Genomic DNA, 11641 nt, shown 5'->3' on the forward strand with positions numbered 1-11641 from the left:
TAACTCACTTATTGGAAAAAATCCCAACCCGCCTATCGCGATCAATCCGGGCCCCTTCCTTCCCGACTGGTCGAAGCCGTTCCTCACGGCCATTCCTTTCGATTTCAATGACATCCAGGCAAACCAGCTTCCTTCAAGAACGCCACTCTGCGCATCATTGAAGAACATCGATAAAAAATATGAGCTTTTGCTCACCCCTTATTTTCAAGGGGTTTTGTCGAAAACTCCGGTCAGGAATCCCGCGCATTGTCCGCCGTCGGCACCGGCGCCGCCTTCAACGTCTCGCGCGCAATGCGATTGCTGGCCAGCGATTTCGCGTACACCGAATCCGGCCGGATGCGTTGCGCGATCACGAAGCCGGTGATGCACGCCAGCATCAACGGCAACATCACCTCGTAGCTCAACGTCATCTCGAAGATCATCAATATCGACATCAGCGGCGCGTAGGTCGTGGCCGCCAGCAGCGCCCCCATGCCCACCACCGCGTAGCTGGACACGGCCGACAGATCGCCGACGGGAAACAGCGCGTGCAGGCCGGACCCATACAACGCGCCCACTGCCGCGCCCACGAACAAGGTCGGCGTGAACACGCCGCCGATCGCGCCGGAACCGACGCTGGCGCCGGTGGCCACGATCTTGAACAGCAGGATCGCCGCCACGGCCTGCCAGGCCCATTCCGTGTGCAACATGCTGTTGACCACGCTGTAGCCATTGCCCCAGACCTCGGGTTTGAAGACCGACAGGGCGCCGACCACCAGTCCGCCCAGCGCCATCTTGGCCCACAACGGCAGGGCCTGGCGGCGGAACAACGCCTTCGACCCATCGAGAAACCGCAGGAACTGCGGCGCCACCACCCCGGCGATCAGGCCCAGCCCCAGGTAATTGGCCACCTCCCAGCCGGACACGAACTCGAACGGCGGCATGTGGAACACCGCGTCGTAGTGCAGGATCTGGCGCGTCACGATATTGGCGACCACCGACGACACCACCAGGGGCACCAGCGTCGCCGAGGAAATGGCGCCGTACACGATCTCGGAAATGAACAGCGCGCCGGCGATCGGCGCGTTGTAGGCGGCGGTGATCCCGGCGGTGGCGCCGCAGGCCACCAGCAGCCGCAGATGGCGAGGCGGCAGGACGAGATAGCGGCCCGACAGCGACGAGAACATCGCCGCCAACTGCACCATCGGTCCCTCGCGGCCAATCGATGCGCCCGAACCGATTGAAAACAAAGAAGAAATGCTGCGCGCCACGGTCTGGCGAAAGCCGATCACGCCGCGGCCGATGGCGATCGCTTCCATATAGTCGGCGGCCCCGCGCGGCGGCAGGCGCCGGGCGGCCGCCTGCAGAATCAACCCCGCGATCGCGCCCCCGGCCGCCGGCAGCAGCAGCCGTTCCCAGGGCGACATTCCGCGCGCCAGCGAGACCATCCCGTGCGGTGAATCGACCCCGCCCAGGACCATCTGGATCCCGCCGAGCAGTTCGCGAAAGATCACCGTCGCCAGCGCGCCGGCCAGTCCCATCAGCGCGGCCGCGCACAAGGTCGCGGGCAGGTTGTCGGCCAGCAAACGGCCCCTCAGCCAGGTCGCCCAGGCCGGTTTCTTGATTCTGAGTTGTCGTGCCATGGGCGGGATTCTACGGCGGAAATCTGCTCACTTTTTGTTCAGCCCAACGTCAACCGCACGGGGACGCCACCCCTCACATGGCCGATTCCCGCAACGCCTCCAAAGGCCTTTACGCGCCTGGAAAGGGGCGAAAACCAGGGTAGGCAAGGGGCGTTTTTTCGGGGTAAAAGTGCCGCTTCCCGACCCGGTTCGGCAGAAAAGGGCTGTGGATAACTCCTAGGGCGGCAGGTTGTGCACATTGTGTGGAGGCAAGTTGAACAAGCGGGGGTTTTTGGTCCACTCCCAAATCTTGTCCAACTTCGGCTCTTTTCCCACACAGAGTTCTTGCACAGCCAAAAACGCTCGCAACCTGATGAAAAAAAACAGGTTTCCAAGGTTAAGGTAGTTATCCACAGGCCTTATTAATCATTAGTCTTTATATAAAGAGAAATACAGGGAAAAGACAAACATGCTTTCTCTCACCTCCCAGCCACGCCCCCCCGGACTCCGTCCATGCGCATCCTTCTCATAGAAGACGAAGCCGAACTTGCTCGCTGGCTCTCCAGAAGCCTGGCCCGGCACGCGGGCTTCGTGGTCGACTGGGCTGATGACGGTCTGGTCGCCGAAAGAAGACTGGCGGTCGAAGAATTCGATGCGGTCATCCTCGACCTGGGACTGCCCGGCATGGATGGCCATACCTTGCTGGCGAAGATCCGCGCGCGCGACGACCGTACGCCGGTGCTGGTCTTGACCGCGCGCGATTCGCTGGCCGAAAAAATCGGGACACTTCACGAAGGCGCGGACGATTTCCTGCCGAAACCGTTTGTCGTGGAAGAATTGGAAGCGCGCTTGATCGCACTGGTGCGCCGCAGCCGTGGCCGCGACCATCCGCGACTCACCCTGGGAAACCTGGTTTTCGAGACTTCCGCGCAAAAATTCACGGTCTCCGGACAGGCTTTGCAGTTATCCCCACGTGAACACGCGGTCCTGCGAGTGTTGATCCAGAAAAGCGGCGAACCGATCAACAAGCAGCAGATCCTGGATCGCATCGTGACCGACGATGCCGACATCAACCTCGAAGCCATCGAGGTGCTGGTGCACCGGTTGCGCAAAAAATTGGCGGAAACCGGCGTCCAGATCACCACCATGCGCGGCATGGGCTACTGCCTGGAGAACGCTGTTGACAACTAGTTTTCCGGAAAAAAACCCGGTTTCCAGGAAAAAAAACCGCAACCGGACCCTGAAAACGCAGTTGCTCTGGTGGTTGATCCCGACCCTGGTACTGGTGATGGTCGGCGCGCTCTGGCTGTCCAACCACCAGTTGCGCAACCAGGTCGATATCGCCTATGACCGGTCGCTCGCTGGCGCGCTGCGCGCGATCGACCACAACATATCCACAGCCAGCGGTGGATTAGCCATGGAGCAGCCGTACCTGATGCTGGAATTTTTCGAGCTGACGGCCAATGGCAGCGTGTTCTACCGCGTGGCCACCGAGGATGGGCTGGCCGAAATCGGTCATCCCGGGCTGCCGATGCCGCCCCAGCCGCTGGAATCCGGCGAAGCCCAGTTTTTCTACGCGACCTACCTGGGCACCCCGGTACGGGTCGCCGCCCTGGCCAGGCCGATGAACCCGCCGCTCTACGCGAACAAAGGGGGACGGGTTATAGTCCAGGTCGCCGAAGGCCTGGAGAGCCGCCAGGCCTTCCTGCACCAGGTGCTGGTGCGCTCGGTGGAGCGGGATCTGGCCGTGATCCTGATCAGCGTCCTGGTGATCGTCCTGGGGGTTTTCATGGCCTTGCGCCCCCTGCAGCGCCTGAAGCAGGAAGTGGAGAGGCGTTCCGCGGACGATTTAAGCCCCGTCAGCGCGTCGGAGATGCCAGGTGAGGTCCTACCCCTGGTGGCGGCCGTAAACCTCCACATGGCCCGCTACGCGGCTCAGGCGAGGGTCCAGAGCCAGTTCCTGGACGACGCCTCGCACCAGTTGCGCACGCCTTTGTCGGTTTTGCGCACCCAGACGGCTTATGCCTTGCGCGAAACATGCCCCCAGGAGGTCCGTACAGCCCTTCTGGCGATGCAGGACGGGTTGGACAGGGCGGTACGCACCACCAACCAGATGCTCGCCCTGGCGCGCGCCAAAGACGCCTCGCTGGCCGAAGGCGGCCTGGCGGCCGAGCCGGTCGACCTGGTGGGACTGGCCCATGGCGTCATCCGGGCCCTGCTGCCGACCGCCCGATCGCGGCAGATCGACATCGGCCTGGACGCCGCCGACGACCCGGTCGTGGTCCAGGGCGTGGACTGGCTGTTGCGCGAGGCGGTCAGCAACCTGGTCGACAATGCCATCCGCTACACCGCCCCCGGCGGCGTGGTCACAGTGGTGGTGCGCGGCGATTCCGGCCAGGCCAGCCTGGCCGTGGAAGACAGCGGTCCCGGCATGTCAGCCGAAGACATCGCCCGGGCCGGCATCCGCTTTCGCCGCGGCGCGGCCGGCAAGAACAAGCCCGGCGCCGGCCTCGGACTGGCCATCGTCGACACCATTGCCGGGCTGCTGGGGGCCCGCCTGGTGCTGGAGAACCGGACGCCCTTGCCCGGCCTGCGCGCCGCGTTGGTGTTTTCCCTGAAAATGGCGTCCGATGTTGCGCCGCACCAGGAAAATAGCGGTTTTTGAAAGGTATTGGAAAGCTTCGATTTTGTACGGTTGCATCCGCTGGAGCCCGACCCGGCGGCAGACCGCCCCGATCGCCAGCCATGCCTAGACCTATAAATTCGGAGACGCAAGAATGCAGACCAGCCTCAAGCTGCGCCTGGCCGCCGTCGCGGCGCTCGGCGCGATCACCCTTTCCCTGGGCGCCGCCCATGCCGCCGACGAACCGCGCCGCCCCGAGTGCATTGCGCCGGCCCAGCCCGGCGGCGGCTTCGACCTGACCTGCCGCCTGGCCACCGAGGGCCTCAAGCAGAGCGGGGCGCTCAAGAGCGCCATGCGCATCGTCTACATGCCGGGTGGCATCGGCGCCGTGGCCTACAACAACATCGTGGCCCAGCATCCCAACGAGCCCGGCACCATCGTGGCGTTCTCGGGCGGTTCGTTGTTGAACCTGGCGCAAGGCAAGTTCGGCAAGTACAACGTCGACGACGTGCGCTGGCTGGCGGCCATCGGCACCGATTACGGCGTGGCCGTGGTGCGCAACGATTCGCCGTACACCGACCTCAAGAGCCTGATGGACGCCTTCAAGCAGGATCCAACCAAGATCGTGCTGGGCGCCGGCGGCACCGTGGGCAGCCAGGACTGGATGAAGGCCGCGCTGACCGCCAAGGCGGCCGGGGTCGATTTCAAAAAGATGCGCTTCGTGGCCTTTGAAGGCGGCGGCGAGGCCGTGACGGCGCTGCGTGGCGGCCATATCCAGGCTTACATGGGCGATGCCGCGGAAGCCTTCACCATGCTCGAGGGCGGCGCACCGATCCGCGTGCTGGCCGTGTTCAACGATCAGCGCCTGCCGGGCAAGCTCGGCACGGTGCCGACCGCGAAGGAGCAGGGCTACGACATCGTCTGGCCCATCATCCGCGGTTTCTACGTCGGCCCGAAGGTGTCGGATGCCGACTACCAGTTCTGGGTCAACGCCTTCAACCGCGTCACCGAAGCGCCCGAGTTCGCCAAGCTGCGCGAACAGCAGGGCCTGTTCCCCTTCAACAAGACCGGCGCCGACCTGGACGCCTACGTGAAGCAGCAGGTCAAGCAGTACGCCGAACTGGCCGGCTCCTTCGGCCTGGTCAAGAAGTAAGCCGCAGGGCGTTCTCCCATCCCGCCGCGCGCATCCAGCGCGCCCGCAGCGCCGCCGGCCTGGAGCCGGCGGCCAGGGCGGGCTCGCGCCGCGCGGTCCTTCAACCAACGGAAAGCTGATCATGAACGATCGAATCCTGGGCATCGCGGCGTTGCTGCTGGCGGCCTTCATGACCTGGGCGGGGTGGGGCATCGAAGCCCCATTCGCCTACGAACCCGTGGGACCACGCGCCTTCCCGCTGCTGCTGGCGTTGATCATCGGCCTGTGCGGATTGCGGCTGGCCTACAAGGGCGGCAACCCGGTCGAACCCAATCCCGCCGGCGCCAATGGCCGTATTGCGCTGATGGTTGTGTTCGCCGCCGCCTACGCCTTTCTGTTCCAGTGGCTCGGTTTCGTCATCGCGACGGCGTTGATGACGGTCTTCGTCGGCCGCCTGTTCGGCGGCGGCTGGGCCAAGTGCGCGCTTGGCGGCGTGGTCATGAGCGTTTTCTTTTTCGTGCTGTTCGACAAGGTGCTGGATGTCGTCCTGCCCGGTGGCTTGCTGGAGAACCTGATATGAGCGGAATCCTCGATCATCTGTCGATCGGCTTTGGCGTTGCGTTCTCATGGACCAACATCCTGGTGGCCGCGATCGGCTCGTTCTTCGGCACCATGGTGGGCGTGCTGCCGGGCCTGGGGCCCATCAACGGCGTGGCGATGCTGATTCCGATCGCGTTCGCCATGAACCTGCCGCCCGAGACCGCGCTGATCCTGCTGGCGGCGGTTTACGTGGGCGCGGAATATGGCGGCCGCATTACCTCGATCCTGCTGAACGTGCCGGGCGAGGCCAGCGCCATCATGACGACGCTGGACGGTTATCCCCTGGCGCGCCAGGGACTGGCCAACGTCGCCCTGTCGCTGTCGGCGTGGTCCGCGTTCTTCGGCGCCATCGTGTCGGTGGTGGGCATCATCCTGCTGGCGCCGCTGCTGGCCAGATGGGCGCTGGCGTTCGGTCCGGCCGAGTACTTCGTGCTGATGATCTTCGCCTTCTGCTGCCTCACCAGCCTGCTCGGCAAGCAACCCATCAAGGGCGTGCTGGCGGCCATGATCGGCCTGTCGATCTCGGTCATCGGTGTGGATGCGAATTCGGGCGTATACCGCTATACCTTCGACTCCGTGCACCTGGCCGATGGCATCGATTTCGTGGTGGTCGTGATTGCGCTGTTCGCGGTCAGCGAGATGCTGGAAATGCTCGAGAAGGTGATGGCGGGCCACAGCGTCGAGGTCAAGCCCAGCGGCCGCAAGCTGTTCAACCTGAAGGAGCTGGCGTTCACCTGGTGGAGCGTGGTGCGCAGCGCGCTGGTGGGCTTCGGCGTCGGCGTGCTGCCGGGCGCTGGAGCCAGCGTGGCCGCGGCCGTCGCCTACTCGCAGGAAAAGCGCATCATCGAAGCCAAGGATCCGAACGCCAAGTTCGGCAAGGGCGACATGCGCGGCCTGGTTGCGCCGGAAGCCGCCGCCACCTCGTCGGCGATCGGCTCGTTCGTGCCGATGCTGACGCTGGGCGTGCCGGGCTCGGGCACCACCGCGGTGATGATGGGGGCGCTGACGCTCTACAACATCACGCCCGGTCCGGTGCTGTTCGACACCAAGCCGGAACTGGTGTGGGGGCTGATCGCTTCGCTGTTCGTGGCCAACGTGCTGCTGTTCGTCATGAACGTGCCGATGGTGCGGCTGTTCTCGAAAGTGCTGTCGGTGCCGGGCTGGCTGATGGTGCCGGGCATCCTGTGCATCAGCTATATCGGCGTGTATGCCATCAACGCCGGCACGTTCGATCTGCTGCTGGTGACGGGCATTGGTGCGCTCGGCTATTTCCTGCGCAAGTTCGGCGTGCCGATGGCGCCGCTGGTGCTCGGCGTGGTGCTGGGCAACATGATGGAGCAGAACCTGCGCCGGGCCTTGTCGATGACCGATGGCAACGTGTCGGTGCTGTTCGCCAGCCCTGTCGCCATCACGTTATGGACCGCCGCCATCGCCGTGGTGGTGGTGCCGCAGATCCTGCGCCGCGTGCGCCGGGCCAGGAAGGTTGCCGCCGAACCGGTGTGACGGGTTCCGCGCCGCGGCCCCGCCGGCACGGGGCCGCGCGGCGTCGGAGCGGGTCACGCCGGAGGTAGTTCAGGAGCGCCGCGGCGCTCCTTTTTTTCATCTCTACATTTGTGGTCGAGACAAAAGGAAAGCGCCCCGAGGGGGCGCTTCGTCGTGATGCGCGCGGCGCGTCTTCAGACCCGCGCCAGGCGCTCCAGCGCGGCATCGAGCGTGGCGTCTTTCTTGGCGAAGCAGAAGCGCACGATGCGATGGTTCGACTCAGCCGCGTCGGGCTTCTGGTAGAACGCCGAAACGGGAATCACCGTGACGCCGTGGCGCACCGTCAGGTCGCGCGCGAAGTCCGCCTCGTTCTGCCTGGAGATCTCGCTGTAGTCGGCCAGCAGGAAGAACGTGCCGGGGCTGGGCAGCGGCTTGAAACGTGTCTTGGCCAAGCCTTGCGACAGGCGGTCGCGCTTGGCCTGGTAGAACGCGGGCAGGTCCAGGTAGGGCTTGGGATCGCGCATGAATTCGGCCAGCGCGAACTGCATCGGCGATGGCACCGTGAACACCATGAACTGGTGCACTTTGCGCAGCTCGGCGCTGAGCTGGCGCGGCGCGCAGCAGTAGCCGATCTTCCAGCCGGTGGTGTGATAGGTCTTGCCGAACGACGAGATCACGAACGCATGTTCGGCCAGCAGTGGGCGGCGCGCGATGCTGGAATGAGGCTTGCCATCGAACACGATGTGTTCATAGACCTCGTCCGACACCAACAGCACGCCGGTGTCGCGCACGATGGCCTCGAGCGCATCGAGATCGCTGTCGTCCAGCACGGCCCCGGTGGGGTTGTGCGGGAAGTTCAGCATCAGCAGGCGGGTCTTGGACGTGATGGCGTCGCGCACGCGCTGCCAGTCGATGCGGTAGTAAGGATCCTCGGCGGTGGGCGCGCGCAGCGGCACCGGCACCGCGGTGCCGCCGGCCAGGCGGATGGCCGGCAGGTAGGAGTCGTAGCAGGGCTCGATGACGACGACTTCGTCGCCGCTGTTGACCGCGGCCAGCACGGTGGCCATCAGCGCCTCGGTGGCGCCGCTGGTGACGGTGATCTCGGTTTCCGGGTCGTAGGCGCGGCCATACAGGGCCTGGGTCTTGGCGGCGATGGCTTCGCGCAGCGGCGCCACGCCGGGCATGTAGGGGTATTGGTTATGGCCGTCGGCCATGGCCTTGCTGACCAGCGCGCACAGCGCGGGATCGGGATCGAAATCCGGAAAGCCCTGGCCCAGGTTGATGGCCTTGTGCTCAATGGCCAGGCGGCTCATGACGGTAAAGATGGTGGTGCCGACGTCGGGAAGTTTGGATCGGATCATGGTGGACGCGAAGTGGAACGCTGGGTGTGCAAGAGAGTTTTCGTAAGTATCCCACTAACTCATAATTCGGGTTTCTCATGAGCTTATAGGCGCGGGCGGTATCGTGGTTCAAAACATGTTGTGGAGGGTCCTCGGCGGCCTGGCGATCGCGTTGACCGGCGCCTTGCTGGCGCTGTGGATGCATTTGCCGTTGCCATGGATGCTGGGGGCCTTGCTGTTGACAGCGGCGGTGCGCATCGCGGGCGGCGGCACCGTATGCCCGCGGCCGGCGCGCAACGCCGGCCAATGGGTCATCGGCACGTCGCTAGGCCTGTATTTCACGCCGCAGGTGATCGGACACATAGGCAGCAATGCCGGCCCCATCATCGTCGGCATGCTATTCGCGTTGGGGCTGGCGTTCATCGGCACCGCCATTTTGCGGCGCTACACCGATGCTGATTTCAAGACGGCGTGGTTTTCGTCGGCCATGGGCGGGGCCAGCGAAATGGCGAGCCTGGCGGAGCGACACGGCGCCCGCATCGACCGCGTGGCGACCGCGCATAGCGTGCGCGTGCTGCTGGTCGTGGTCACAGTGCCGTTCATTTTCCAGTGGTGGGGGGTGGCCGGTATCGACCCCACCGTGCCCGGGCCCAGGACCGTGCATGGCGCCGGCCTGGCCGCGCTGGTGGCGCTGACCTGCGTTGGCGGGCTGTGCTTCATGAAGCTGCGCCTGCCGAATCCATGGGTGCTGGGGCCGATGCTGGTGGCGATGATCCTGACCGCAAGTAGCATCGAGTTGTCCGCGTTGCCGGATTTCGTGCCCAAGATCGGACAGCTCTTCATCGGCTGGTCGCTGGGGGATCGTTATCGCCCGGATTTCTTCCGCGCGGCGCCGCGATTTATCGCGGCGGTGGCGGTGTTCACGGTCATCGCGTTGGCACTGGCGTTCGGCCTGGGGGCGTTATTGTCATTGTGGTCCGCGGCGCCGGTGCCGACGTTGATCCTGGGCACCACGCCGGGGGGCATCGCCGAGATGGCGATTACCGCCAAGGTGCTGCAGTTGGGCGTGCCGGTGGTGACCGCATTCCATGTCTCGCGGATGGTGTTCGTGGTGATCGTGACCGGTCCGATGTACGCGTTCCTGGCGCGGCGGCAGGCAAATTCCGCGTAGCGGTATTGGCGTTCCAGTCAGAAAAATACGACATTGGGGAAAACAACTATATGAGTCTGTAATGCGGGGTGGGTATGCTGGTTCCGCAGTTGATTCAAGCAGCGCGCGGACTTGTTCTGCCGCTTTTGCGGCAAGCGAGAACGCAGCAGCAACGCAGGTATCCCTACCGGTCGTTCAGTTCTCACGGCGTCCTTGATTCATTGCATTTCGTTAATTACAGGACGCTAGGAAAATGGCTCAGAAGGGCAAAGTCAAGTGGTTCAACGCTGACAAGGGTTACGGTTTCATTACGCCGGATGCCGGTGGCACCGATGTTTTCGCACACTTTTCCGCCATCCAGGGCCGCGGCTATCGCAGCCTGAACGAAGGGCAGGAAGTCGAATTCGAAGTCAAGGATGGTCCGAAAGGACCTCAAGCGGCCGAAATTCGCCCGCTCTAAATCGGGAAATCCCAATTTCCCGTCCGCCAGGCCTGGCCTGGCTGCAACGCCCCAGAACCTCGCGGTCTGGGGCGTTGTTTCATTTGCGGCAGCCGTGTCCGCAGCGTGCTCATGCCGTGATGTTAGTGATTACTAACATATCCTCGAGCGTTGGATAAGTTTGTGGATAATTATTCCCGGGCATGTGCATTGCGCTGCGCAGTAATGAAGCACACCGCCTTTTCGCGCCGTAGTTTTGCACAATTCCTGGAAAGATCTGTCGAGGCGGAAGGGCGATTTTCCCATTGGCTGCGCCGCTGCGCCGGACCGCGCGGGCGTCATGGGAAATAGTGCGTTTCCCTAGGAAAAGCGGGCATTTACGGCTTTTTTTTGCCTGTCTCGCGGCATGGGACTCGGCCTTGCCAGGCCATCAGTGATGCCCGCCACGACCCATTTTTGTCCATCCGCGCCGCGGTTGTGCACAAAGATATCCCCATCCGGGTTATGCACAGAATGACACCTCGAATAGCCAAAAGGTGGGGGTTCAGCCTGTGGATAGAAATGGGGATAGTGGATCAAAAATCGTCTTCCACGATTGGCCGGTGGCCTGCTGCCGTCCGGTTTTGCATCGCGACCCCGTACTTGTGGATTTCATGTGAAGGAAAATTTAGGCGGAAATTTTCGCCAATGAGTTTTCCACAGTTAGCGCCCAGATTGGCCATTGCGGGAACACGTGTCAGCCGAAAGGATGATGGCGCGAAACTCCGCGGACGGGCAAGATGATTGTGCGATCGAGCGTCCTGCATGAGTTGCGCACAGCCCGCCGATGCGGTCCAGCGGCGTGGGATAAATATGTGAATAAGATGCTGGCGCCAGCTTAAGGCGCGGTTGGACTTTTGACCGGGTGTGAAGTTCCCCGTGAAGTCGAAGGCGATATCTCAACTGCGCGGCCGGAGCGGGACCAACTTGTTTTCCGCAGCGGGGGCCTATTTGGCAACGCTTATCGCGCCGATAGCGGCGGCTTATCCACAATCTTTTCCACTGCTGTTTTCCCGTCTCGCCGTATCGTCCCGGGTATACCTGCAGGCCGGATCGCAGACGTTGCAGGCATGGCAATTTTGCGCTTGTAGCCAGGTTTTCCGCCGGGTGGCGCGTTGCGAATTTGTGCGCTTTCCGCAATCTGGGTAATTCTCCTTCGATCGCTTCAGGTCCGCGTTGTCGACTTCTTGCTGTGGCGCATCTTCGAGTTATCCCCAAAGTTGTTCCACGTGAAA

General features: G+C 63.4%; 9 protein-coding genes. 7 read left to right on the forward strand and 2 right to left on the reverse strand.

All coding sequences use genetic code 11. The features are described 5' to 3' along the window. Positions 1-230: 230 nt before the first annotated feature. The gene (locus SB816_RS01610) at positions 231-1622 is read right to left on the reverse strand and encodes a ClcB-like voltage-gated chloride channel protein (RefSeq protein WP_054504524.1); all 1392 of its coding nucleotides are present in this window, start codon (positions 1620-1622) and stop codon (positions 231-233) included. A gap of 492 nt (positions 1623-2114) precedes the next feature. Here SB816_RS01610 and SB816_RS01615 point away from each other — a divergent pair, with 492 nt between their 5' ends. From SB816_RS01615 to SB816_RS01635, 5 genes are all read left to right on the forward strand, one after another. Further along, complete coding sequence (locus tag SB816_RS01615; RefSeq protein WP_054504523.1) at positions 2115-2792, forward strand: response regulator; 678 nt, start codon at positions 2115-2117, stop codon at positions 2790-2792. 97 nt (positions 2793-2889) lie between these two features. Then, entirely contained in the window at positions 2890-4266 is a 1377-nt protein-coding gene (locus tag SB816_RS01620) for a sensor histidine kinase (RefSeq protein WP_410546707.1), read from the forward strand. Between the two features lie 112 nt (positions 4267-4378). Next, positions 4379-5377, forward strand: coding sequence for a Bug family tripartite tricarboxylate transporter substrate binding protein (locus SB816_RS01625; protein WP_054504522.1), 999 nt, complete (start codon positions 4379-4381; stop codon positions 5375-5377). Positions 5378-5498: 121 nt separating this feature from the next. Continuing rightward, a complete protein-coding gene (locus tag SB816_RS01630) occupies positions 5499-5936 on the forward strand; it encodes a tripartite tricarboxylate transporter TctB family protein (RefSeq protein WP_054504521.1) in 438 nt (145 codons plus the stop codon). Continuing rightward, positions 5933-7459, forward strand: coding sequence for a tripartite tricarboxylate transporter permease (locus SB816_RS01635; protein ID WP_054504520.1), 1527 nt, complete (start codon positions 5933-5935; stop codon positions 7457-7459). The genes SB816_RS01630 and SB816_RS01635 overlap by 4 nt, the downstream gene beginning before the upstream one ends. A 173-nt stretch (positions 7460-7632) precedes the next feature. Here the strand turns inward: SB816_RS01635 and SB816_RS01640 are convergent, their stop codons facing one another. Continuing rightward, positions 7633-8799 (reverse strand): pyridoxal phosphate-dependent aminotransferase, encoded by a 1167-nt coding sequence (locus SB816_RS01640; RefSeq protein ID WP_144656230.1) that lies wholly within the window; start codon positions 8797-8799, stop codon positions 7633-7635. A 115-nt stretch (positions 8800-8914) separates the two neighbouring features. Between SB816_RS01640 and SB816_RS01645 the strand changes: the two genes are divergently transcribed. Both SB816_RS01645 and SB816_RS01650 read left to right on the forward strand, forming a co-directional pair. After that, complete coding sequence (locus SB816_RS01645) at positions 8915-9949, forward strand: AbrB family transcriptional regulator (protein ID WP_116791278.1); 1035 nt, start codon at positions 8915-8917, stop codon at positions 9947-9949. A 232-nt stretch (positions 9950-10181) separates the two neighbouring features. Further along, the gene (locus tag SB816_RS01650) at positions 10182-10388 is read left to right on the forward strand and encodes a cold-shock protein (RefSeq protein WP_006389561.1); all 207 of its coding nucleotides are present in this window, start codon (positions 10182-10184) and stop codon (positions 10386-10388) included. Positions 10389-11641 lie beyond the last annotated feature (1253 nt).

Origin of the sequence: Achromobacter sp. SIMBA_011 (assembly GCF_046535435.1) — a bacterium.
Lineage (GTDB): Bacteria > Pseudomonadota > Gammaproteobacteria > Burkholderiales > Burkholderiaceae_B > Achromobacter > Achromobacter dolens.

What these genes read in the sequence shown, in the direction of transcription:
- SB816_RS01620 (WP_410546707.1), top strand. Translation starts at nt 2,890, where the DNA reads ATGGTCGGCGCGCTCTGGCTGTCCAACCACCAGTTGCGCAACCAGGTC.
- SB816_RS01635 (WP_054504520.1), top strand. Translation starts at nt 5,933, where the DNA reads ATGAGCGGAATCCTCGATCATCTGTCGATCGGCTTTGGCGTTGCGTTC.
- SB816_RS01640 (WP_144656230.1), bottom strand. Translation starts at nt 8,799, where the DNA reads ATGATCCGATCCAAACTTCCCGACGTCGGCACCACCATCTTTACCGTC.
- SB816_RS01615 (WP_054504523.1), top strand. Translation starts at nt 2,115, where the DNA reads ATGCGCATCCTTCTCATAGAAGACGAAGCCGAACTTGCTCGCTGGCTC.
- SB816_RS01610 (WP_054504524.1), bottom strand. Translation starts at nt 1,622, where the DNA reads ATGGCACGACAACTCAGAATCAAGAAACCGGCCTGGGCGACCTGGCTG.
- SB816_RS01645 (WP_116791278.1), top strand. Translation starts at nt 8,915, where the DNA reads ATGTTGTGGAGGGTCCTCGGCGGCCTGGCGATCGCGTTGACCGGCGCC.
- SB816_RS01630 (WP_054504521.1), top strand. Translation starts at nt 5,499, where the DNA reads ATGAACGATCGAATCCTGGGCATCGCGGCGTTGCTGCTGGCGGCCTTC.
- SB816_RS01650 (WP_006389561.1), top strand. Translation starts at nt 10,182, where the DNA reads ATGGCTCAGAAGGGCAAAGTCAAGTGGTTCAACGCTGACAAGGGTTAC.
- SB816_RS01625 (WP_054504522.1), top strand. Translation starts at nt 4,379, where the DNA reads ATGCAGACCAGCCTCAAGCTGCGCCTGGCCGCCGTCGCGGCGCTCGGC.